23 protein-coding genes are annotated in these 24,851 nt (G+C 33.4%); 18 read left to right on the top strand and 5 right to left on the bottom strand.

Annotated elements, in window-relative coordinates; translation table 11 throughout:
- The first annotated feature begins 167 nt into the window (after window positions 1-167).
- The 14 genes from ABD745_RS09550 to gwsS all read left to right on the top strand — a co-directional run bounded on the left by ABD745_RS09550 (window position 168) and on the right by gwsS (window position 14,590).
- Window positions 168-1,037, top strand: coding sequence for a DUF2589 domain-containing protein (locus tag ABD745_RS09550; protein ID WP_344828573.1), 870 nt, complete (start codon window positions 168-170; stop codon window positions 1,035-1,037).
- A 14-nt stretch (window positions 1,038-1,051) separates the two neighbouring features.
- Window positions 1,052-1,792, top strand: a complete 741-nt coding sequence (locus ABD745_RS09555) for a hypothetical protein (RefSeq protein ID WP_344828575.1) — start codon at window positions 1,052-1,054, stop codon at window positions 1,790-1,792.
- Window positions 1,792-2,370: a hypothetical protein gene (locus tag ABD745_RS09560; protein ID WP_344828578.1), complete on the top strand. Its 579-nt coding sequence runs from the start codon at window positions 1,792-1,794 to the stop codon at window positions 2,368-2,370. The genes ABD745_RS09555 and ABD745_RS09560 overlap by 1 nt, the downstream gene beginning before the upstream one ends.
- 11 nt (window positions 2,371-2,381) lie before the next feature.
- Entirely contained in the window at window positions 2,382-3,638 is a 1,257-nt protein-coding gene (locus ABD745_RS09565) for a S8 family serine peptidase (protein WP_344828581.1), read from the top strand.
- Between the two features lie 4 nt (window positions 3,639-3,642).
- Window positions 3,643-3,837, top strand: a complete 195-nt coding sequence (locus ABD745_RS09570) for a hypothetical protein (RefSeq protein ID WP_344828584.1) — start codon at window positions 3,643-3,645, stop codon at window positions 3,835-3,837.
- Between the two features lie 77 nt (window positions 3,838-3,914).
- Window positions 3,915-6,113, top strand: a complete 2,199-nt coding sequence (locus tag ABD745_RS09575; protein ID WP_344828587.1) for a M1 family metallopeptidase — start codon at window positions 3,915-3,917, stop codon at window positions 6,111-6,113.
- Between the two features lie 140 nt (window positions 6,114-6,253).
- Entirely contained in the window at window positions 6,254-7,081 is an 828-nt protein-coding gene (locus ABD745_RS09580) for an endonuclease/exonuclease/phosphatase family protein (RefSeq protein WP_344828590.1), read from the top strand.
- A 219-nt stretch (window positions 7,082-7,300) separates the two neighbouring features.
- Window positions 7,301-9,163 carry a M1 family metallopeptidase gene (locus ABD745_RS09585; RefSeq protein ID WP_344828593.1) on the top strand — a complete coding sequence of 621 codons (1,863 nt, stop codon included), beginning with the start codon at window positions 7,301-7,303 and terminating at the stop codon, window positions 9,161-9,163.
- Window positions 9,164-9,429: 266 nt separating this feature from the next.
- Window positions 9,430-9,663 (top strand): hypothetical protein, encoded by a 234-nt coding sequence (locus ABD745_RS09590; protein WP_344828595.1) that lies wholly within the window; start codon window positions 9,430-9,432, stop codon window positions 9,661-9,663.
- Between the two features lie 60 nt (window positions 9,664-9,723).
- Complete coding sequence (locus ABD745_RS09595; RefSeq protein ID WP_344828598.1) at window positions 9,724-10,764, top strand: hypothetical protein; 1,041 nt, start codon at window positions 9,724-9,726, stop codon at window positions 10,762-10,764.
- 338 nt (window positions 10,765-11,102) lie between these two features.
- A complete protein-coding gene (locus ABD745_RS09600) occupies window positions 11,103-11,342 on the top strand; it encodes a P-loop NTPase family protein (protein ID WP_344828601.1) in 240 nt (79 codons plus the stop codon).
- A gap of 60 nt (window positions 11,343-11,402) precedes the next feature.
- On the top strand, window positions 11,403-12,446 hold the full coding sequence (locus ABD745_RS09605; protein ID WP_344828604.1) for a hypothetical protein: 1,044 nt from the start codon (window positions 11,403-11,405) through the stop codon (window positions 12,444-12,446).
- A 16-nt stretch (window positions 12,447-12,462) separates the two neighbouring features.
- The gene (locus ABD745_RS09610) at window positions 12,463-13,356 is read left to right on the top strand and encodes an ATP-grasp domain-containing protein (RefSeq protein ID WP_344828606.1); all 894 of its coding nucleotides are present in this window, start codon (window positions 12,463-12,465) and stop codon (window positions 13,354-13,356) included.
- Window positions 13,357-13,519: 163 nt separating this feature from the next.
- Window positions 13,520-14,590, top strand: coding sequence for a grasp-with-spasm system SPASM domain peptide maturase (gene gwsS, locus ABD745_RS09615; protein ID WP_344828609.1), 1,071 nt, complete (start codon window positions 13,520-13,522; stop codon window positions 14,588-14,590).
- Window positions 14,591-14,667: 77 nt separating this feature from the next.
- Here the strand turns inward: gwsS and ABD745_RS09620 are convergent, their stop codons facing one another.
- The 4 genes from ABD745_RS09620 to ABD745_RS09635 are packed head-to-tail and all read right to left on the bottom strand — an operon-like array spanning window position 14,668 to window position 17,301.
- Window positions 14,668-15,309 carry a response regulator gene (locus ABD745_RS09620; protein WP_047401379.1) on the bottom strand — a complete coding sequence of 214 codons (642 nt, stop codon included), beginning with the start codon at window positions 15,307-15,309 and terminating at the stop codon, window positions 14,668-14,670.
- Entirely contained in the window at window positions 15,306-16,091 is a 786-nt protein-coding gene (locus tag ABD745_RS09625) for a sensor histidine kinase (protein WP_344828613.1), read from the bottom strand. Before ABD745_RS09625 ends, ABD745_RS09620 begins: the two co-directional genes overlap by 4 nt.
- Window positions 16,070-16,717 carry a hypothetical protein gene (locus tag ABD745_RS09630; protein WP_344828615.1) on the bottom strand — a complete coding sequence of 216 codons (648 nt, stop codon included), beginning with the start codon at window positions 16,715-16,717 and terminating at the stop codon, window positions 16,070-16,072. The genes ABD745_RS09625 and ABD745_RS09630 overlap by 22 nt, the downstream gene beginning before the upstream one ends.
- Before the next feature lie 38 nt (window positions 16,718-16,755).
- Window positions 16,756-17,301 carry a hypothetical protein gene (locus ABD745_RS09635; RefSeq protein ID WP_344828618.1) on the bottom strand — a complete coding sequence of 182 codons (546 nt, stop codon included), beginning with the start codon at window positions 17,299-17,301 and terminating at the stop codon, window positions 16,756-16,758.
- Window positions 17,302-17,493: 192 nt separating this feature from the next.
- Here ABD745_RS09635 and bamJ point away from each other — a divergent pair, with 192 nt between their 5' ends.
- Window positions 17,494-18,198, top strand: coding sequence for a BamJ family beta-barrel-assembly machinery protein (gene bamJ, locus ABD745_RS09640; protein ID WP_344828621.1), 705 nt, complete (start codon window positions 17,494-17,496; stop codon window positions 18,196-18,198).
- Window positions 18,199-18,330: 132 nt separating this feature from the next.
- Here the strand turns inward: bamJ and clpB are convergent, their stop codons facing one another.
- Window positions 18,331-20,925, bottom strand: a complete 2,595-nt coding sequence (clpB, locus tag ABD745_RS09645) for an ATP-dependent chaperone ClpB (RefSeq protein ID WP_344828624.1) — start codon at window positions 20,923-20,925, stop codon at window positions 18,331-18,333.
- Between the two features lie 563 nt (window positions 20,926-21,488).
- Between clpB and ABD745_RS09650 the strand changes: the two genes are divergently transcribed.
- The 3 genes from ABD745_RS09650 (at window position 21,489) to ABD745_RS09660 (ending at window position 24,849) form a co-directional block, all read left to right on the top strand.
- On the top strand, window positions 21,489-22,067 hold the full coding sequence (locus tag ABD745_RS09650) for a TetR/AcrR family transcriptional regulator (RefSeq protein ID WP_344828627.1): 579 nt from the start codon (window positions 21,489-21,491) through the stop codon (window positions 22,065-22,067).
- Window positions 22,068-22,447: 380 nt separating this feature from the next.
- Window positions 22,448-23,767, top strand: coding sequence for a phenylacetate--CoA ligase family protein (locus ABD745_RS09655; RefSeq protein ID WP_344828630.1), 1,320 nt, complete (start codon window positions 22,448-22,450; stop codon window positions 23,765-23,767).
- Window positions 23,764-24,849: a 2Fe-2S iron-sulfur cluster-binding protein gene (locus tag ABD745_RS09660; protein ID WP_344828633.1), complete on the top strand. Its 1,086-nt coding sequence runs from the start codon at window positions 23,764-23,766 to the stop codon at window positions 24,847-24,849. Before ABD745_RS09655 ends, ABD745_RS09660 begins: the two co-directional genes overlap by 4 nt.
- The last annotated feature ends 2 nt before the right edge of the window (window positions 24,850-24,851 follow it).

Below are 24,851 nucleotides of genomic sequence, written 5' to 3' on the forward strand. Positions count from 1 at the left end.
ACAAAAGCCTTTAAATAAACAGAAAAGTAGATTCTCAATCGGGAATCTACTTTTTTTATTTGGGTGATTTTACGGGTTTAGGTTTAGGTGAATTACTGAGATACGTCACTGCGGTGCGACATAAATTTGCAGTACAAAATTTTAATAACCAAAACAAACCAAAAAACATGGAAACATTAAAGTCGGTGTTGGAAGCAAACTACACCAAGAAAACAAAAAATGAATTAATTGACCTTTTAACAGGATTAGAAAAATCATTGACACCTGCAGTTTATGAGAAAGTTTCAGGAATCGAAATTTCCGAATTAGCTGGTCTTTCAAACAAAGAATTATTAAGCATTATCGAAGATTTCAAGAAAAACTACGATAGCAAATGGGAAAAATCTTTCGCAGCAGTTTCTTCAGAAGTATTGAAAATGATCGCTGGAAGAATGGCAGCAGATGATGAGGTTTTCAAAACTTCTGGAGCAGAAAGTGCAGATTTCGCAGCCGAATTGGGAAGCATCGATTTCGCAAAAATCATCGGCGGACCGCTTAATGCTTGTGTTACGGCTCAGTCAAACGCTTCGGTCAGTACAGTAAACTTCATCAAAGAAGTGGGTTTCGAAAAAGACGGAGAAGAAGACAAGCTTCGTATGGCAGAATTCAAGTACAAAAAGAATGTACCAAACCCGAATTACAAAAACGAAACTGATACTCCGGATGAAGAGCCAACAATGGAACAGGAAGTTGAAATTTCAGTTCCTTTCATCGCGCTATTGAACGTTCCAAGCTTCAGAATTGAAACTTGCGAGGTTGATTTTAACGTAAAATTAAATTCAACATATACAAAAGACGTAAGCGACGAATTCGGTATCAAAGCCGGAGCTTCAGGAGGTTTCGGACCAGTAAAATTCAATGTGGATGTTTCTTACAAGAGAACTTCAAGTACAGGAATTAAAGTGGAAAAAGAATATTCTCTTGGAGTAAAAGTAAAGGCTACGAATGACGAAATGCCTGCAGGATTGGAGAAAGTTCTTGGATTGCTTGCTCAATAAAACTTTTACGAGAAATGATTAAATTATCAGATTACCTGAATTATCTCAACAACGAGATAATTCAGGCTCGTAAAAAAGCAGACGAAAATGCGATCGAGATTGCAAAAGAGTATGCCCAGCACGAGTATTTAAAGTTTTTTAAAGTTCCGAGATATTCCCTCCCGAGCGTGAAAATGGATATTCCCATCAAAATCACTGATATTGATTCTGATGCGGATAAAAATTTCCCTCTGAACGAAACAAAGCTGATTCAGGATGTGAATGAGAGAATTCTTCTTGTGAATAAAGAAAGACAATTAAATATTAAACCAATTTCAATAAGAAATATTCAGACTGAAGATTTTAAATATTTATTGAATAACGTAAGAGGAAACAGCAGACTTGAAACAGGCGGGCTTTCAAAGACTGAAACAACAACGCAGACTCCGGGTATAAAAATTCCGCCTGCAAGAGCGATTGTTGCTAATCCTTCGATTCCGACAATTCCACAAAAGCCGATAGAAAGACCAATCGACGGAACTTCTACAGAAGAAGAATCACAGGTTTTAACAGAAATTTATACGAATGTTTTGAACAGATACAGTTTAATCAATTCAAAATTAAACAATATTTACATCGATCCAAATACCAATTCTGCAGAAGACAAGGATAAATTATTCATCAATCTTCATGTAGAAATGGAAGAAGAGGGCATCAGAATCGTATCTTATCAGGATAAAGACGGGAAAACAATCGAACAAATAACTTTTGAGTAATGCAGGAACTCGTTCATCATACGATACAGAAAATTCAGGAATTGCTGGAACATTTTAATAAAGTTCAGGAGCTTTATCTGTCGAAGTCTTTCGATTTTGATGGGCAGTTTGAAGCATTTCTTCATGAATTTTTAGACTATTTAAAAACCAAAGGAAATACAACTTACGAATCCGAAGTGTTGAAAGTTATGAATATGATTTCCACCGTAAAAAGAGGTTTTAATCCTGTGCAAATGGAAAAAATTGCCAGCGGAAAACGCGAACTGCTTTGGGGATTTTCATTCAACGGGATGGAAAGTATTCACGGATTTTTAATGGAAATGTATGCCAAAGAGAAAAAGAAACTGGATGAAGCCGAAGAAATTCTTTCCGGATTAGTAGTTTCTTTATATCAAAACGGAATTCTGGATGATAAGATTGTTAACGATCTGAATTCTGTTCCTAAAATAGAAGTATTCTGGAATTCGCTCGTCAATCAAAATACGCAGATTTCCGGAATTAATAAAAAGCTAAGATTAAGCATGATTTCGGAAGATATTTTCCTTGTTTTGGAAAAAGTGCTTTTGAAATTACTTTAAAAACAACCGCCATGGAAAAAGAAAGATACATTGTTGTTCTTGATGATCAACAGAAAAATTCCCTCAAAAAAGTGGAGAATGAACTGGAAGTGACCATTACCTCATCAGAATTTTTATCGTCAGAAAATCGTTCATATGATGTGATAGATAATGATAACGGGGTTTTATATAAAAATCTGGGAATCCTTGTTGTAGAAAATATGGATGAGGCACAACTGAAAAGTGCTGTAAAAAACGATTCGAATCCGATCGTTTATTTTGAAAAAGAAAGAGAATTTTTTTCGGCTGATGAATTATCAATTATTAATGAATTGAAAAAACAGTCTGCAGAAATTGCCGACAAAATCACCGAGCTGGAAAAATATATTATAAATAAACCTCTGCCACAAAAACCTTTGGTAGAAATGGAATGGGGCTTAAAAGCTTTGGGTCTTGGAAATTCCCTGTATACGGGAAAAGGTGTTGATATCTGTATTTTAGATACTGGTCTTGAATTATCACATCCTGATTTTTCAGGGAGAGAAATCGAAGGAAAATCTTTCATCAGCGGAGAAGACTGGAACCGCGATCCGAACGGTCACGGGACACACTGCGCGGGAGTTGCCACCGGAAACATAAGGCTCGACAACGGAAAACGTTACGGAATTGCAAAAGAAGCCAATTTAAAAATAGCGAAAGTCCTTTCTGATGCGGGAAGAGGGACAACAAGCAGCGTGATTGATGCGATAGATTGGGCAATTACAAAGAAATTCAGGATTTTGTCGCTTTCATTGGCTTCTGCAGTAAAATTGAACGATGCACCTTCGCCACTTTTTGAAACTGTCGGAGCAAGAGCGTTGGAAAATAATTGTGTTATTATCGCAGCGGCAGGAAACGACAGCAGTCGACCCTCTGTTCCAAAACCTGTTTCATCTCCGGCAAACGCAGTTTCGATTATGGCAGTCGGAGCCATCGACGGGCAAATGAAAGTGGCTAAATTTTCCAATGCAGGATTGAATCCTTCAACGGGTGGAAATGTGAATATTTGTGCTCCGGGAGTTGATATTATCAGTTCTTATCCTAAAAATTCAAAAAATAAAAGCAGTAATTATTATGCGATGAGCGGAACAAGCATGGCCACACCACACGTTTCCGGACTTGTTGCATTGTACATGGAACAGTTTCCTGAAAAATCTGCAAAAGAAATTTGGGAATTAGTGGAAATCAAAGCAAAACCGATCGAAGGATTGAAATACAGAGACATCGGAAGCGGATTAATACAAGCATAAAAAGATGAAAACATATTTAGCAGTTTTAAAAAAGAGTATCAATCTTAAAGATCTTGAAAAAGAACTTCAAAAGAAAAATATAAAACTGGTGACTCACTATAAAACCATCGGAGTAGTAAAACTCGAAAGTGAGTTGCCGGTTTCCGAAAAAGATTTTCCGGAGTATTTCCTCTCTGTTGAAGAAGACAAAATAATTTAACAATATAATTAGCGAGTAAGGCTTTTCTATTTGGAGAAGTCTTATTTTTGTTTACTTTGTTAATTAAAAAATTTAATATGAATTTTAAACTTCCAAATCTTATTTCAACCGTTGCAGTTGTGCTTTTTTCGCAATCTGCATTGGCCCAGGAAACACCAAAATATGACTATGTAGAAGCTTTTAAGCCATTTTTTTATACACAGACAGGTACGCCTACAAGGTCAGCAAGCGGACAGCCGGGATATGCTTACTGGCAGAATTCAGCAAGTTATAAGCTGGATGTAAATCTTAATGAAGCTAAAAATGAGTTGACAGGAACAGCAGAAATTACTTACACGAATAACAGTACAGATAAATTAGGATTTCTATGGTTACAATTGGATCAGAATTTATTTGAAAAAAATTCAAGAGGAAATTCAGTAGTTCCGGAGTCAGGAAGCAGAAATGGAGCTCATGGTGAAGAGTTTGAAGGTGGATACAAGATCAAATCTGTAAAACTTGATGGCAAAGATGTAAAATATACGATCACCGACACCAGAATGCAGATCGATCTTCCTACAGAATTAAAAGCTCAGGGAGGTGTGGCAAAAATTAAAATTGAATACTCTTTCCTTTCCCCGAAATACGGATCCGACAGAATGGGGATTCAGGATACGAAAAACGGGAAGATCTTTACGATTGCTCAATGGTATCCGAGAATGTGCGTGTATGATGATGTATTGGGATGGAATACTCTTCCTTATCTGGGAGCGTCAGAATTTTATCTGGAATATGGTGATATTACCGCAAATATTACGGTTCCTGCGAATCATTATGTAGTAGCTTCAGGAGAATTACTGAATGCAAAAGAGGTTTATTCTAAAGAAGAAAACAACAGATGGGAGCAGGCAAAAAACAGTGATAAAACCGTAACAATTCACTCAGAATCTGAAGTCGGAAAAAATACGCAGACAGGAACAAAAACATGGAAATTTAAAATCAATCAGGCAAGAGATTTTGCATGGGCGTCTTCTCCTGCATTTATTTTAGATGCTGCGAAAATTAATCTTCCAAGTGGTAAAAAATCGATGGCGATTTCAGCATATCCTTCAGAAAGTGCCGGAGAAAAAGCGTGGGGAAGATCTACGGAATATACAAAAGCTGCAATCGAGCATTATTCTGCAAAATGGTATGAATACACTTATCCGGCTGCAACCAACGTTGCCGGAAACGAAGGCGGAATGGAATATCCGGGAATCGTTTTCTGTCACATGGATTCTAAAGGCGGCGAACTTTGGGGTGTTACCGATCATGAATTCGGACACAACTGGTTCCCGATGATTGTTGGTTCTAATGAAAGATTATTCGCTTGGATGGATGAAGGTTTCAACACGTTTATCAATGAACTTTCAACGGAAGCTTTCAATAAAGGTGAATATTTCGAAAAGAAAAATATCGCTCAGATGGGAGGTTACATCATGAACGACGGTTTTGAACCAATCATGGTAGGCCCCGATAATATGAGGGAAAACAGCATCGGAGTTTTGGCGTATTTCAAACCTGGAATGGGACTTCAAATATTAAGAGAATCGATTCTCGGACCTGAAAAATTTGATAAAGCATTCAAAACCTATATTCAACGATGGGCTTTCAAACATCCGACACCTTGGGATTTTTTCCATACGATGGAAAATGTCTCTGGAGAAGAGCTTAATTGGTTCTGGAGAGGCTGGTTTATCAACAAATGGAAAATCGATCAGGCTGTGAAAAACGTGAAATATGTGAACGGAGATTTCAAAAACGGAGCTCAGATTACGGTTGAAAATATCGGTCAATTGCCGATGCCTACGACTGTTCAGGTGAAATTTAAAGACGGAACGGAACAGATCGTAAAATTACCGATTGAAGTTTGGAAAAGAAACAAAGAATGGACATTCAAAATCAATTCAACCAAAGAAATTGATCAGGTAAAACTGGATCCCAATTCTCAAATTCCTGATGTAGATTCTAAAAATAATCTTTGGACTTCGGCACAGGCAAAACCTATGGAAAAGATTAATGTTAAAGATTTCACAGGAACATATGGAAGTAAGGATATACCGTTAAAAATTACATTTACTGAAAAAAATAATCAATTGTACGGTCAGGCAACAGGTCAGCCGGAATTTGCTCTTGAATATACAGGAAATAATACCTTTACATTCGATCAGGCACAGATTTCAATGACTTTCAGCCAGGATAAAAAAGTTATTACTTTTAAACAAGGTACAAGAGAGTTTAAATTTAATAAAGAATAATTTTTTGAAATAGATAAATATTAACTCCGGAAAATTTCCGGAGTTTTTTATGAATTTAATTTAACAGGAAACTTTCGTATTCATAGCTTTTCTCTGATGCAGAAGTTTTATTTTTGTTTTAATTTTTAAATTGATAAATAATGAATTTCAGATTTTCAATCGTCTTCCTCATGCTTTTTGCGCTGGGGTTTTCACAGAATCTTAAGGTGATGAGTTTCAATATCAGGCTGAATGTAGATTCCGATAAAGAAAATTCTTGGACCAACAGAAAACAGGATGTTGCAGATTTACTGACGTATTATCATCCCGATTATTTCGGTGTTCAGGAAGCACTTCCGGATCAGATGAAAGATATTAAAAATGGGATGAAGAATTACGATTATGTAGGAGTCGGAAGAGATGATGGGAAAGAAAAAGGTGAATTTTCTGCTATTTTTTATGATACAAACAGACTTCAGGTTTTGAGTTCGGGGACGTTCTGGCTTTCTGAAACACCTGAGAAACCGTCAAAAGGTTGGGACGCTGCTTTGAACAGAATTTGTACCTACGCAGTTTTCAGGGATAAAAAATCGAAGAAGGAATTCATGGCGTTGAATCTTCACTTTGACCATATTGGAAATGTAGCGAGAGTGAAATCTTCCGAATTAATTTTAAAAAAAATCAAGGAAATCAATCCTAAAAATTTACCTGTTGCATTAAGCGGTGATTTTAATTTAACGGAAGATTCAGAACCGATAAAAATTATTTCACAAAATTTACAGGATACTTTCTATCATTCAGAAACGAAGCATTACGGTCCGAAAGGAACTTTTACGGGATTTAATGTGAATGAAGTTCCGAAAGACAGAATTGATTATATTTTTGTGAAGGGATTTAAAATAAAATCTCACAGACACATTAATGACAGAAGAGAAAATCTTTTGTATCCGTCGGACCATTTTCCGGTGTTGGTGGATTTGACATTTTAAAAAGAAAAAAAATTATAAATCCTTCGACAGCTTCGCGCTCAGGATGACATTGCGAATACCAACCGTTATTAGTTGCTCTATAATTTGCCGGTGTCATCCTGAGCGAAGTAGCCGAAGGATCTTTTTTACCAATATGAAAAATTATACAAGCGGTAATAGTTTTATTGCCGTTTTTTGTTACTTTTATGTTAAATAAGTACTTATTATAAAAAGATTTTAATGAAAAGATTGGTTTTGGGTTTATTGCTTCTGGTTTCATGGCAATTTTCCGCTCAGGAACTGTATATGCCGAGAAATATTAAGAAAGCATACGAAAACGGAACACGCGACTTGTCCGGTGCTCCGGGTAAAAATTATTGGCAGAACAAAGGGATTTATAATGTTGAGGTAAAGGTTGATGCAGGTTCAAAGATAGTTTCCGGAAAAGAAACAATTGTTTACACCAACAACAGCCCAAATGATCTGAATGAATTAGCCATAAGATTCGTTAATAATTTACATAAACCACAATCTCCAAGATCAGGAACGGTTTCCAAAGATTTTTTGTCGTCGGGTTTACATATTAAATCATTTATCGTAAATGGTGAAAAATATACGGTTGACAGTGACGATTGGGGAACGGTTGAAAAGGTAAAATTGAATTCTGCTTTAAAATCAAAGACAAAAGCAGAAATTAAAATAGAATGGGAATATCCGTTATCCGTACAAAGTGGAAGAGAAGGGCAGATCGATCCTGAGACTTTCTATATCGCATATTCTTTCCCGAGAGTTTCTGTTTATGACGATTACAACGGTTGGGATATGCTTCCTCACTCAGACAGACAGGAGTTTTACAATGATTTTAATGATTATAATTTTGCGATCACCGCTCCGAAAAATTTTGTGGTTTGGTCAACAGGAGAATTTTTAAATCCTGATGCGGTTCTTCAGCCTGAATATTTAAAAAGATATAAATCTTCATTAAAAAGTGACAAAGTGATTCACGTGGCAACAGAGCACGAAATGAAGTCAGGAAAAGTGACGAAACAAAATAAATGGAATGTCTGGAAATTTAAAGCCAGTCACATTACGGATTTCTGTTTTGCATTGAGCAATCATTATGTTTGGGATGCAGCAAGTGTTCAGCTGAAATCAAAAAGAGCGAGCGTTCAGGCCGGTTATAAAGCGGACGCAAAAGATTTTGAACATTACGTTGAATGGATGCAGTATAATCTGGACTGGTTTTCGAAAAAATGGCCGGGAGTGGAATATCCTTATAATGCAATGACGGCGATTCAGGGGTATGCAGACATGGAATATCCGATGATGATCAACGATACAAGTATTCCGGATGATTTTCAGGATGCGAGATTGACGGCAGATCATGAAATTGCACATACCTATTTCCCTTTTTACATGGGAATCAATGAAACGCGGTATGCGTTCATGGATGAAGGTTGGGCAACGACTTTGGAATATTTAATTGGAATTGATGAAAACGGTGAAGCAAAAGCTAAAGAATTTTATCAGAATTTCAGGGTGAAAAGATGGATCAATGATCCTTCATCAGAGCAGGATCAGCCGATTATCACGATGAGCACACAGGTAAGCGGGGCAGGATACGGAAACAATTCTTATGTAAAAGCTTCGTTGTCTTATCTGGCTTTAAAAGATTATTTGGGCGATGATCTGTTTAAAAAAGCATTACACCATTATATGGATAACTGGAATGGGAAACATCCGATTCCGTGGGATTATTTTAATTCTATGAGCACAGGCTCAGGGAAAAATCTGAATTGGTTCTTCAACAATTGGTTCTATACTAATAATTATATCGATCTGAAAGTAACGAATGTCTCTCAAATGAATGACCTTTTGACGGTAAATGTTGATAATATTGGTGGTTTTGCGATTCCTTTCGATACAGAAATCAGCTATGAAGATGGGACGGTGGAAAAACTGCATTTTTCACCTTCAGTTTGGGAAAAGGAGCAGAAGCAGACCATGTTGACAGTTCCGATCAAGAAAAAAGTAAAATCTGTGAATCTGGATGGTGGTATTTTTATGGATTATACGCCGAAAGATAATTTAAAGAATCTATAAATGAAAAACCGCTGTGAATTTTACAGCGGTTTTTTTGTATTATTTATCATAATAAAATAAATTTAATTCGTTTGATAGTTATGAATTGTTTTTATTTTTCACTTTGGTTGGTTTTTTAATTAAAATTCTTCTATTTTATTTTTGTTTTATTTAATTAAGAGTTTATTTGTTAAATAAATCATAATGAAATTATGTCTTAATATTGTAATTAAGAACGAGACTTTGGCTAGTCTTGAGTATTTATTTAACATTTAAAAATAATTTTGATGAAAACAAAAATGTTAGAAAAATTAGAAAATTGTAAACTGAAAAATGAAAAACTAGACACTGTTTTAGGAGGTTTTTCTGCTCCAATTATTAATTTCAGTGTGACAGGAGGTGGAGAAATGTGTGTAGATATGCCCGGTGGTGGGACTGGATGTTTAGCTTATACGTCTGATGTGGAATTTCCTGATAAACAAACAATGTATATAGGACAGACTATAGACAAGCCTTGCTAACTAAAAACTAAACTTTAATCGAGAAGCTTATTTATAAGCTTCTCTTTTCACATATGTACTATGAAACAATTGATATTTGTATTTTCCTTATTAAGCATTTTTCTAAAAGCTCAAAATTTTGAACTAAAGGATAATAATCTTATAAAATATTATGAAATTATTAACCAAGCTGAAAGGAATATAATTAATAATAATCTGGATAACGCAAATCAAAAATATAAACAGGCTTTTGTTATTTTTAGAGAACCACATGCAAATGACTTGAGCAATAGTATGAAAGTCGCATTAAAAGTAAATGATTTAGAAACAGCTTATACTAATTATCAAGCTTTAAAATGCTTAGGAAAAAACTTTGATAATGATTTTGTGACAAATAATTTTAAAAATATTGAAAAGTACAAGATAGCACCCTGCAAAAATACAATTGATTTACAATATAAAAAAACTTTAGATTCGTTGTTTACTATTGATCAATATTACAGAAAATTATCAGGTGGAAATTATCAGGCTTATAAAAAAGAGCTTACTAAAGGTGACAGTATTACCTCTACAAATTTATTAAAGCTTATTCAAGTAAAAGGTTTTCCTAATGAGTATAATATCGGATTAGAAATGAATAGCATAGCGTATTTTCATGATTTTTATTTCATTATTTGGCATCAGTTAGCAAGTAATTTATACAGTCCACAAAGAGTTAATTTTTCTAATGAAATAATAAAAGCTTTAAATGCAGGAAAAATAAGACCTGATATTGCAGGAAAATTATTGGATCTAAATAATAATACACGCGATTATTCATATTTTAGAATTTATCAATTTGGAAACGGTGATGGTACAATGGACTGTTGCTATATTTCAAAAAACTTAATGCCTGAAAATAGAGATGATAAAGTAAAGCATAATGTTGAGAACGTTAATGAGAAAAGAAAAAAAATCGGATTATCAACTACCGAAGAAGAAGTGCGTAAAAGTATTTTCTTGTTGAATAATAAAGACTATACATTTTCAGAAAATGTACTTGATGGATGGATTTTTAAAGATCCTAAAGACATAGAAAAATTTAAAATTGGTACGATAAAAATCAATGATACTTCTCATTAGTGCAGATAATGATACCATGACTGATGAAATCTGTATTTGGTTATCATATCAAAATAAAGAATTTGTTCGTCTGAATGAAAACCGCTGTGAATTTTACAGCGGTTTTTTGTATTATTTATCATAATAAAATAAATTTAATTCGTTTGATAGTTATGAATTGTTTTTATTTTTCACTTTAGTTGTTTTTTTAATTAAAATTCTTCTATTTTATTTTTGTTTTAGTTAATTAAGAGTTTATTTGTTAAATAAATCATAATAAAATTATGTCTTAATATTGTAATTAAGAACGAGACTTCGGCTAGTCTTGAGTATTTATTAACATTTAAAAATTATTTTTTATGAAAACAAAAAGTTTCGAAAAATTGGCGAACTATAAGCTAAAAAATGAAAAGTTGGAAAAAATTTTAGGAGGAATAGGAGCTCCAGTAAAAAATTTTGTAACTATTGAAGGTACTCAATCAACAGGTGCTGGAGAAATGTGTTGGAATGGACAATGCCTGTCATATTCAAGTGATGTGTTATATGATAATGGAAATTATGTCTACAGCAATCTTAATGCTATTGACAAACCGTGTTAATATATTAAGAAGAACATATTTTCAAGAGAAGTTTTAAACTTCTCTTTTTATTTCTATACTATGAAACAATTAATTTTATACATTTTTTTATTTTTAAGTTTATTATGTAAATCTCAAAATTTTGAACTAAAAGATAAAAATCTTATTAGATATTATGAATTAACCAATGAAGCAGAAAATAAGATTCTTAATAATAATTTAATTCGAGCAAATCACTTATATAAAGAGGCTTTCAGAGAGTTTAAACAACCACATGCAAAAGATTTACAAAATAGTATGACAGTTGCTTTAAAGACAAATGATTTAGAGACAGCTTATACAAACTATCAAGCTTTAAAATGCTTAGGAAAGAACTTTGACAATGATTTTGTGACAAATAATTTTAATAACACTAAAAAGTACAAAACAATACCTTGTCAAAATGCAATAGATTTAAATTATAAAAAGAGTTTAGATTCATTATTCAGAATAGATCAATATTACAGAAAATTATCAGGTGGAAATTATCAGGCTTACAAAAAAGAACTTACTAAAAATGACAGTATTGCAGCCAATAATTTGCTTAAAATTATTCAAAAGAAAGGATTTCCTAATGAATATAATATAGGATTAGAAATGAAAAGCCAAGTGTATTTTCACGACTTTTATCTTATTATTTGGCATCAATTGGCTACAAATTTATACAGCCATCAACAAGTGAATTTTTCTAATGAAATAATAAAAGCTCTCAATAAAGGGAAAATAAGACCTGATATTGCAGGTTTTCTACTCGATTTAAATAATAATACTTATAACTACTCTTTTTTCAAAATTTACCAATTTATAGCAAATGATGGAAAAAATGATTGTTGTTATATAACCGAGGCAATTTTACCTGAAAAGAGAGCAGCAGAAATAGATATTAAAATTAAGGAAATTAATAGAAAAAGAAAATTGATAGGCTTATCAACAACAGAGGAAGAAGTTCATAAAAGTATTTTTTTTCTAAATAATAAAGATTATGTTTTTACCAGCATTGCAATAGAAGGATTTAACTTTAAAAATGATAATGATGCTAATGTTATGAAAAAAAATCTCATTAAATTAGATGATACTCCTCATTAGTACCGACAACGACACCATGACTGATGAGATATGTTCATGGCTGTCATATCAAAATAAAAAATTTGTTCGTCTTAATGAGAGTCAACAAATAACAAAAGTATATTTTGATTTTGAAAATGATATATATAAAATTTCCATAAATGATGTTGAATACGAATTGAGTAATTTCAAATCTGTCTTTTATAGAAATGGTGGTATATACTACAATATTACTACAAAAGAAATAGATAATAATTTACTTGAATTCTATAATTCCGAACTCAAATCAATAACAGGATTTATTTATCATTATTTAAAGATAAACGGAACAAATATATTTGGCAACCTTTTCACCAAAGAAGTCAATAAATTAGAAGTTTTACTGTTAGCAAAATCTTTAGGTTTAAAAATACCAGATACTTATATCTTGTCACAACGAAGGGATATTTCAAAAATAGATTTTACCCAACAATATATTACTAAATCTGTTTCTGAAATAAAACCTATTTTTGTTGAAAATGAATTGTATCTAAATTATACCCATGAAATAAACATTAGTCACATCCAAGACAGGAAAGAAAATATTATTCCTTCTCTTATTCAAAAAAGAGTCAATAAAATCTATGAAATAAGAACTTTTTTCTTTGAAAAGAGAATTTGGGCTATTGGTACTTTTGATTTTTCAGATAATATTGATATTAGGAACATAAAAGACAGTGAAAAAAAATATCTTCCTTGTAAACTTCCAATTGATATACAGAGAAAAATTCATAAGATGGCAAAAATAATGGATTTAAAATGTGGTACAATAGATTTAATAAAGTCTAGTAATGAGTACTATTTTTTAGAAGTAAATCCATTAGGACAATTTCACCAAGTGAGCTATTATGGTAATTATCAGATTGAAAAATATATTGCAGACTTATTATGAAAGACAAAGAGATATTACATTTGAAAGGGATTGAATTTTCATTACAGGAATGGAAAAAAAGCAATAATATATCCAAAGTAAAATATTCAGAAAATACAGAAAAAAAGAGCAGTAAAACAAGAATATACCGTTCACCAAAACCTTATTCCCTTTTGTATTAGATATGTTTTTAAAATTATTTGATTCAGTTAAAATTACTAAGGGTGCTAAAAACTCTATTATTTTAGATACCAATTCAGGATTTTTAAAGCTCATTCCGAATGCTTTTTATGATTTACTATCAAATGAGTATCAAAACTATGCTGTGTTAAAAAAACAGTTAGATAGTAATAGCTTAGAAACTTTAGAAGAATACATTAATTTTATCATAAATAACAATTTAGGGTTTATGATAAATTCTAAAAAAGAGCTGTTAAGCTTCAGAAGTACATCTCATTTTAATGAAACCCCTTCTTTTGTTGATTATTTAATATTAGACATTAATAGTTCATATATTTTTAATGATGATTTAATAAGGCAGATTTGTAATTTAAAAATTAAATATCTGCAAATCAGATTTTTAAATATGGATTTAAATGAAGTAATGGAAACAATTTCTAATATATATAAGTTTAATGAATCTAACATCAATGAAATATCAATAGTAGTAAAATACGATACCAATCTGTTATTATTCATTAAAGAAAATCATTTTGAAATCTCGAATAAATTTCTTCACTTTATATTACATTCATCTGACAAACGAGACTTCCAAACATTACACCACGTTTATTTTACTATTATTACCAATAATATCAAAATTCCTCTAGGTTGTGGATTAATTGATTTAAAAAATATTAACCTCAATCGCAATTTCTATTTAGAATCAAAACAACACAATTCTTGTCTTCATAAGAAAATTTCAATTGACATAGAAGGTAACATTAAAAACTGCCCATCTATGCCGCAAAATTTTGGAAATATTGAAGATACGACTTTGGAAGAAGCTTTACAACATCCGGAATTTAAAAAATACTGGAATCTCACAAAAGATAGTACAGAAGTTTGCAAAGATTGCGAATTCAGATATATCTGCACAGATTGTAGAGCTTATACAGAACAAACTCACACGAATAATGAAGGATTAGATATATCGAAGCCTTTAAAATGTGGTTATAATCCTTATACGGGAGAATGGGAAGAATGGAGTACAAATCCGTTAAAGCAAAAAGCAATTAAATATTATGGTCTGTAAAAAATAAAACTCCTTTCTCAAATTAAAAAGAAAGGAGTTCATTTAAGTTAAAAATATAAGTGAATGTGTTTTGTAAATTAAGATTCTGCGAAACCGTTTTTAATGGCAAAAACAGCCAATCCGACGCGAGTTTTCAGATCTAATTTATCACAAAGCTGATCTCTGTAGCTTTCAACTGTTCTCGGGCTGCAGCACATTTTATCGGCGATTTCTTTGTAACTCAGCTCTGTTACGGTATATCTTAAAAATTCTCTTTCTCGGTCTGAAATTCTTATGCTGTTGACAGATTCTTCATTATTCATATTGGAAAAAATAATTTTCGATGCCCATTCGGGATAGAAAAAACCATCCGAATTCAGTTTTGTAAGAGCATTTTCGAGATCTTTTGGATGAGTGTTTTTCAGCAGGTAACCTTTTGCTCCGTTTTTGATCATTTTAATGACACTTTTATCGTCACCCTGCATGCTTAAAGCCATTACTTTAATGTTGGGATGATGTTCTTTAAGCCACAGCACCGTTTCAAAACCATCCATAATCGGCATACTGATATCCATTAAAATAATATCCGGAATTTTGCTGTTATTTTCAAATTTCTGGATGAGGTCTTTGCCGTTTTCTGCAACATAGATGACTTCAAATTCTTTAAAATTATCAATGATTCCTTCTAAAGCTTTTGCGATAAGTACGTGATCGTCAACGATCACTATCGTTTTTTTCATGACTGTCTTTTTAAAATAATATTGAGCGTAGTTCCCAAATTTTTCTGACTTTCAAGGCTGAAATTGGCCCCGATTATTTCGGCTCTGTTTTTCATGTTGGTGAGACCGATCCCGTTTGATTTTATGTTCGATTTATCAAATCCGATACCGTCGTCTTTAATATTCAGTTCCCAAAGAGATTCTTCAGAAGTATTCAGATTAATGAAAATATTTTTGCAATTGGCATGTTTTATACTGTTCTGAATAAATTCCTGAGTGATTCTGAGCAAAAGATTTTTGTGGGCAAATCCCAAATCCAGCTGTTTAAAATTATGTTTAAAACTTACTTTACACTTTTTAAACGAGTTGGTATTGTCGACTTCTTCCTGAATTAAAGTTACGATTTCCTTCTGACTTATATTATCGTCAGTCAAAGTTTTTGAAAGGCTCCTCAAATCATGAAGAGACTGGTTGATGATCTGTGAGACCTGTTCTATTCTTTCACTTACCTCAGGAACTTTATTTTCATATAAAAGCTGTTGGGTGTAAAGGCTTACGAGGGTTAATTTTTGTCCGATATTGTCATGAAGTTCTCGCCCTATCTGCTGCATGGTTGCCTGTTGGATTTCCAATTGGGTGGCAAGAAGCTCTTTCTGATGAATCTCGTTTTTTATTTCGATTTCATTTAAATATTCCTTTTTACGTTGCTTGTATTTCCGGATGTAAACCATCACGGCAGCCATAAACAACACAAAAAATATGTTGAAAAGAATGATCGTTATTAAGAGTTCTGTTTTCCCCATATGAATGAAATTGAGAATAATAGATACATGACAACCGCCGATACTAAGAAATAAGCAAAATAAATATTATAAATTTCTCTATATGGTTTTAGTAATTCAAAGAATGTCCAAAATGGTAAAGTTCCAATATAAAACAAAGTCACTCCAATATTGATATAAAACATCCTATTTTTATCAAAATCCAAGATGTTGGAAGAATTAATTTGCTTATAATACTCCATGACCACAAGGATCATCAAAATAAGACATCCTAAAGTATAGTTTAGAGAAAACATTACTTTATCTGTAGAAAACATTAATTCACTGGGAATAAAGGAGAGAAGATAAATAAATGATAAAGCGAAAAAAAGTTTTGGTTTATTGAATGATTTAGCAGCATATAACCAATAAAAAAATATAAACTCAATGGGGATTACAAAATAATTGTAAAACGCCTGTTTATTATATTCTATCAAAAGATCTCCCCATTTTCCAATGGCTTCAGACAAAAACACAAAAATTAGATAATAAACAAAGAATTTCCAATATTGATTTTTAATACGCTTGTAATATAAAAGAGAAATTACAGCAGCGAGACCTTCGCTCCAGAACATTAATTCTTGTACAATTCTTTGGAAATCAGTCATTTTTGTGTTTGTTTTATTTTTTAATTAATATAATTTTCTTAGAATGATTCAGTTTTTGTGCTGTCAGGAGGAACAAGATTTCCATGATTTTGGCAAATCACATCGCCCTGTAATCCAGAATCTCTTGCTGATGCCATTGCTAAAAATTCACCTTCTCCGCTCGTGCTTAAAGGATTGAAGTCATAACTTAACATCTCTCCATTCTCGTCTTCCTGTTTCATTGTAGGAACTAAAACTAAGGTATGTCTTTCAGCATATTCTGTACCGATTGGAGTATTTTCCATAATGCTCCAATTGTCAACTGTCGGATAAGCTGCATAATAAAATCTGATTCCCAAATCCTGATCTGTAACGTTCGGATTGTTTTTCAGTGTTTCGTTTTCAATATCAGATATAAACTTTTTCAGTGTCGCCAGATCAAAATGGATAGAATGTGCATCATCGATTCCTAATTTGTCTTTCACGAACACTAAATGATTTTTTCTGTAATTGTCTACCAGAGTCTGGATAAACTCGCAAGTCATCGTGTTTGGCACAGAGTTTAACTCTAATGTTTCAACGTCTAAGTTAGTTTTTGTTTTCATAAAGCTAGTTTTATAGGTAAAATGTTAGTTGGTATTGCAAATCTCGGTAAAAATTATGTTCTTACCACACGGTTTTTTCCTGTTTATTTATGGGGTTTTTACGGATTGTAAATTTTAATTAAAATTATAAAGATTTTGGATAGATTTGCAACGATTATTTAATTCATTAATCATAAACAATAAAATTATCAAATGAAAAGACAGACTATCGCATTATTTTGCATAGCAACATTTAGTATTTCATGTGCTAAGAAAGATGAGATTAAAGTAGATAGCAAATACACGGATGACCAAAAAGCTTCTTATTATATAGGTTTAAGTATTGCTCAAAATATGAAACAAGAAGGCTTCAAAGTAGATGCAGATCTTTTGGCTCGGGCTATTAAAGAAGAAATGGATGGAAAAAAAAAGTTGATGCCGGCTGAAGAAATGGATGCCTTTATGCAGGAGTTTATGCAGAAGCAACATGAAAAAAAGCAAGCTGTAGCGGGGTTACAAGCAGATGAAAATAAGAAAAAAGGTCTGGATTTTCTTACAAAAAATAAAAGTAATCCTAAAGTGAAAACTACAGCTTCAGGTCTACAATATGAAGTGTTGCAGGAAGGTGATGGTAAAACAAAACCAAAAACGTCAGATGTTGTACAGGTAAAATATACTGGAAAGCTTCTGGATGGAACTGTTTTCGACTCTACTGACAAAAATGGAGGTGCACCAATGGATATTAATCTGGGCGCGGTAATCAAAGGATGGACAGAAGGTATCCAACTCATGAGCAAAGGATCTAAATACAGATTTTACATTCCTTCAGAGCTGGCTTATGGAGATAACGGTGCCGGACCAGCGATTCCTGGAGGCTCTACCATCATTTTTGATGTAGAATTAGTGAATATAAAATAGAAATTTTGCTGATTGTAAGGTCGGCGACAATGCAATTTGCTTATTTTACGGCTGACGTGTTACAAATAAAATTTCCGCAGATTTTTTGTCTGCGGAAATTCTTCAAAAATAATATATATGAAAAAAAACTACTTATTTTTCAGAAGGTCTGAAAACCAAACCTGTTTCTTCGAAATAATCTAAAGTGATTCTGTCGCCGTCATTCACGGTTCCGGCCAAAATCTCTTTTGATAGTTTATTGAGAACTTCCTGTTGAATGACTCTCTTCAAAGGTCTTGCTCCGAAAGCAGGATCATATCCTTTATTCATCAGATAATCCAAAGCATCCTGAGTGGCAGTCATGATAATATTACGTTTTGCTAATAAATCATTGAAACCTCTCAATTGATACTGAACGATTTTTCCAATTTCTTTTTTTCTTAAAGGCTGGAACAATACTGTTTCATCAATCCTGTTTAAAAATTCCGGACGTAAAGTCTGTTTCAACAAATCAAAAACCTCAATTTTAGTTTTCTCAACAATTTCGTCCTGGTTTTCTTCGGTAATATCTTCAAAATTCTCCTGAATGATATGCGAACCTAAATTCGAAGTCATAATGATAATCGAGTTTTTGAAATTCACGACTCTGCCTTTATTATCCGTCAAACGACCGTCATCCAAAACTTGTAATAACGTATTGAAAACATCAGGATGAGCCTTTTCAATTTCATCCAAAAGTACAACTGAATAAGGTCTTCTTCTTACCGCTTCTGTCAATTGACCACCTTCATCATATCCAACATATCCCGGAGGTGCTCCCACCAATCTCGACACCGAATGACGCTCCTGATATTCACTCATATCAATTCTGGTCATATTGTTTTCATCGTCGAATAAGAATTCTGCCAATGCTTTTGCAAGCTCAGTTTTACCAACACCCGTCGTTCCTAAGAATAAGAATGATCCGATTGGTTTTTTCTCGTCGCTCAATCCCGCTCTGTTTCTTCTGATCGCATCTGCAACTGCCTGAATGGCTTCGTCTTGTCCAACAACTCTGTGATGAAGTTCAGTTTCAAGATGTAATAATTTTTCTCTTTCGGATTGAAGCAGCTTGGTAACAGGGATGCCTGTCCATTTTGCAATCACTTCAGAGATATTATCTGCGGTTACTTCTTCTTTAATCAATTCATTCTGATGGTTTTGCATCTCCAATTCGAGTTTCTGCAAAGCATCTTCTTTTTCTTTTATTTTTCCGTACTGAATTTCAGCAACTTTTGCGTAATCTCCTGCTCTTGATGCTCTTTCTGCTTCCAATTTCAGAGATTCTATATCTTTTTTAATCTGGGTTAAATCCTCAGATTTTTGTTTTTCTTTCAGCCATTTAGCATTAATTTCATTTCTTTCTTCAGAAATTTTCGAAATATCTTCTTTTAAATGGTCGATTTTTGTCTGATTGCCTTCTCTTGAAATGGCTGCCAATTCAATTTCCATCTGCATTAGTTTTCTGTCGAGAACATCCAGCTCTTCTGGTTTTGAATTGATTTCCATTCTCAACTTAGCCGAAGCCTCATCGATAAGGTCAATCGCTTTGTCCGGTAAAAAACGGTCCGAAATATATCGCTGAGACATTTCTACTGCGGCAATAATCGCTTCGTCTTTGATTCTTACTTTGTGGTGAGCTTCATATTTATCCTTGATTCCACGAAGAATTGAGATTGCAGATTCAGTATCCGGTTCTTCCACCATTACTTTCTGGAAACGTCTTTCCAACGCTTTATCTTTTTCGAAATATTTTTGATATTCATTTAAAGTTGTCGCACCAATCGCTCTTAATTCTCCTCTTGCCAAAGCAGGTTTTAGAATATTTGCAGCATCCATTGCACCTTCACCACCTCCGGCTCCTACCAAAGTGTGGATTTCGTCAATGAAAAGAATGATTTGTCCGTCTGATTTGATAACCTCATTCACGACAGATTTTAACCTTTCTTCAAATTCACCTTTATATTTTGCACCGGCGATCAAAGCTCCCATATCCAATGAATACAAAGTTTTATCTATCAAATTTTCAGGAATATCTCCGGAAATTATACGATGTGCAATTCCTTCCGCGATGGCAGTTTTACCAACACCGGGTTCACCGATCAGAATAGGATTGTTTTTAGTTCTTCTCGAAAGAATCTGTAAAACTCTCCTGATTTCTTCATCACGACCGATTACTGGATCTAATTTTCCTTCGGCTGCTAATTCATTGAAGTTTTTAGCATATTTATTTAAGGATTGATAGGTCTCTTCTGAGCTTGCAGAGGTTGCCTTGCTTCCTTTTCTTAATTCTTTAATTCCGCCTTCCAAAAGACTTTTGGTTACGCCCATATCTTTCAACATTTTAGAAACCTCTGAATTGGTCTCTAAAAGTGATAACCATAAATGTTCGATCGTTACGAATTCATCACCCATTTTTTTAGCGATGTTGGGAGCGTCAAGCAAAACTTTATTTGCTGATTGAGAAAGATAAATATTTCCACCTTGTACTTTCGGAAGTTTTTCTAAATTTTCACGGTTACGCTCTCTTACCAAAGCCGCATCTGCTTCAGATTTTTTTAATAAGAAAGGCGATATATTTTCATCTACCTGAAAAATTCCTTCAAGTATATGTTGAGGTTCAATACTTTGATTGCCAAACTCCATTGCAACTTGCTGTGCTGCCTGGATGGCTTCCTGTGATTTTACTGTATATTGGTTTAAGTTCATATTGTGTATATTTTTTGTAATGATTAAGTCTAGTTAATTCTTTTAAAAAACATCAAGAAACTAAATTTTCAGGTTTAGCTTCTTAATGCTATCAATTATTTATCATTTAATTCGATTACTTTATTGCAAAAACCGTTCAGTTATTAAATTTATAAAAAATATGGACAAAATTTCCGAATATTGTATTTTTAACGTAAAATTAACTTGACAAAATTTCCGATAATTAAAAAAATATTTAAAATGATGGAAAAGTCGTCATAGCATAGATAAATCAAGCAGAGTGAAAATTCTCCTCCTCTGGAGGGAGGACGAGAATTCAAAGAATTTTTGACGGGGTGGTTTAAAAAAGAGATTCTAAGTTTTGGCTAAAGCCTTTTGAATATCATTAAACTTGAAAACGGGCTAAAGCCCGTTCCTATTGATAACCCTCTCTTAGCTGAGTGAAATGCCTTCGCGAACGAAGATATACAAAAACTTTAAATAAAACTTTGCGTCAATTGCGTTAAAAATTATACCCTCAAAATCAAATATTAAAATCAAAATAGTTACTTTTGCCTTCATTGATGGAACTTAAAGAAAAACAAAGGAAAATATTAGACGTTGCCGTAGAACTTTTCAAAGAGAAAGGGTATATGGGCAGCTCTGTGAGGGATTTGGCAACAAAACTCAATATTAAAGCGGCTTCCTTATATGCACACATCCGTTCAAAGGAAGAAATTCTGGAATGGATCTGCTTCGGAATCGCTAATGATTTCTTTACCGAACTTCAAACTGTAAAAAGCACGGACATCAACCCAAAAGATAAACTGAATTTATTCATCGATAAACATTTATCTATAGTTCTCAGAAACCGTGATGTTACGCATATTTATTCTAATGAATGGAAACATTTGGAGGAAAGGCTTCCCGAATTTGTAGAATTAAGAAAAAAATATCAACAGGAAGTTGAAGAACTGATTTCTGAAATTTACCAAGCTGAAAACTGGGAACTGAAATCACCAACTTTTACCACAAGATTCATTCTTCATACTTTAAATAATTCTTATTTCTGGTTCAAAAGAAATGTTGAATCAACTACCGATATTACTGATGAAATAAGGGATAAAATACTTTTTGGTCTTTTAGGAAATCATAAACAGTAATTTTTATTTAATAAGCTTTTTATAAGATCATCTTTGTCATTCCGTAGGAATCTCGACTGTTATTGTAAAAACTATGTTTAGATTCGACGCTCCACTACGTTTCGCTCTGAATGACAAACTTTGTGGATATTTATAAACAGAATCTTTGTCATTTCGACGAAGGAGAAATCTAATTTAAGTTTTATATTAATAGATTATTCACTCTGCTTCACTCTTTTCAGAATGACAATCTTGATGCAAAGGTTTGCCTCAATCTAGGCCTTAACCTCAACCTCGAAATTATTTAGAATCATTCAAAATATGACGAAAATCATAAAAATTTTGTCATGTTCCAAATTCTTTTTAAATTTACACCTAACAAATGTTAGTTAGCAATGAATGTGGATTTTTCAGTTGAATACTTACAGCTCGACCAATTGAGACAGCTTCAGTCGGAAAGACTGGTGAACTTGGTGGGTTATCTTGAGGAGAAATCAGATTTTTATAAAGGAAAATTTGATGAATTAGGAATATCAACTGAGGAAATAAGGACAATTGAAGATATTTCAAAACTGCCGATTACTTACAAACAGGATTTAAGAGATAATTATCCGTTTGGTTTATTTACTGTTCCGAAGAATGAATTGCAAAGAATTCACTGTTCAAGCGGAACAACAGGGAAACCAACGGTGGTAGGATATACAAAAGAAGACGTTGATTTATTCAGTGAAGTAGTAGCAAGATCGTTGAATGCAGCCGGTGCAAAACCGGGAATGCAGTTGCACAACGCTTATGGATATGGAATTTTCACAGGCGGACTTGGACTTCATTACGGAGCTGAAAAATTAGGAATGAGCGTTCTTCCGATTTCGGGAGGAATGACAACGAGACAAGTTGATTTAATTATAGATTTCAAACCAGAAGTGATCTGTTGTTCACCTTCTTATGCTTTAACAATCGCTGATGAATTTGCCAAAAGAGGAATCTCGGCAGATGAAATCAGTTTAAAATATGCCGTTTTAGGCTCAGAACCTTGGACGGAATTGATCAGACATCATATTGAAGAAAAATTGGGCGTTCATGCGACCAATATTTATGGTTTAAGTGAAATTATCGGACCAGGAGTTTCGATGGAGGATTTTGAGGAGAAAGGCAGTTCTTACATTTGGGAAGACCATTTTTATCCTGAGATTTTAGATCCAATTACAAAAAAACCTGTTCCGTTTGGTGAAGAAGGTGTTTTGGTGATTACGACTTTAACTAAAAAAGCAATGCCGCTTTTACGTTATTGGACGAACGATATCACAAGTCTTTATTATGAGGAAAACTCAAAAAGAACAATGGTTAAAATGAAGCCGATTCTTGGAAGAGCCGATGATATGCTGATCGTAAGAGGCGTAAATGTGTATCCGAGTCAGATTGAAGAAGCGTTTTCTCATGTGGAAGGAGTGGTTCCGAATTATTATTTAACACCGATTGAGAAAGAACAAATGTGTGTTGCATTGGATATTGATCTGGAAATCGATGATGAATTTGTGAAGGCGCAACAAATTGAAATAAATACCGATGATTATGCTATTTTTGTCGGAAACTTTGGAAAAAGTATAGAAAACGAAATAAAAAAACGAGTAGGGATCACCACAAAAGTGAAAATTCATGCTCAGGACAGTTTGCCTAAATGCGAAGGTGGAAAAATTAATAGAATACTAAAAACAAAATGAATTCATTTTATAAATTAAAAACTGTAAGGGTTCAGAAAGATACCAACGATGCTGTGAATGTAGCCGTTGAAATTCCTGAGGAACTGAAAGATAAATTCAGATTCAAGCAGGGGCAGTATCTTAACTTCCGAATGATGATCGACGGAAACGAAGAGCGCCGTTCTTATTCTATCTGCAATGCTCCAAGTGAAAAAAGCAACACGCTGGAAGTATTGGTTAAGTTGTTAGAAAACGGGAAAGTTTCAGGTTATTTCAACGAGCATCTTCACATGGATGAAGTTCTTGAAGTGATGCCTCCGATGGGCGGTTTTCATACGTCTTATCACCCGACAAACGTGAAAACTTACGTTGGTTTGGCGGCGGGAAGCGGAATTTCTCCAGTGTTGTCAAATATTAAAGAAAGTCTTTACCAAGAGCCAAATTCTAATGCTTACTTGTTTTACAGTAACAGAAGCATGAATCATGTGATGAAAAAGGCTGAAATCGATAAATTGGTTGAAACTTTTAACGGAAGACTGAAAGTTGTTTATTTAGTAAGTCGTGAACAGCACGAAGATCCGATTTTTGAAGGAAGAATTTCTCCTGAAAAATTAGATCAACTGTTCGAAAGATATACAGATATTGATGTTAAAGAATCTACATTCTTCATTTGCGGACCTGCAGAAATGATTAAAGGGATCGCAGATTATTTAAAGAAAGATAAAAAAGTACCTGCCATTCAGGTTTTATTTGAATATTTTACCGCTCCTGATGACGAAAATTCTGAGGAAATGAGCGATGAATTCAAAGCAATTGCTAATATAGAAAGTATGGTAACGGTAATCATCGATGACGATGAATATTCGTTCCATCTTAATTCTAAAAAAGAGAGTATCTTAGATAAAGCATTGAAAGACAATCTTCCTGTGCCTTTTGCCTGCAAAGGAGGAGTTTGTTGTACGTGTAAAGCGGAAGTTTTGGAAGGAGAAGTTTTCATGGAGAAAAATTTCGCGCTTACCGAAGACGAGGTAGCCAGAGGTTACGTTCTGACGTGTCAATGTCACCCGACAACGAATGTGGTGATGCTTAATTATGACGTATAATT

The sequence above is a fragment of the Chryseobacterium ginsenosidimutans genome (assembly GCF_039536845.1).
In the GTDB taxonomy this organism is placed as follows: Bacteria; Bacteroidota; Bacteroidia; order Flavobacteriales; family Weeksellaceae; genus Chryseobacterium; species Chryseobacterium ginsenosidimutans_B.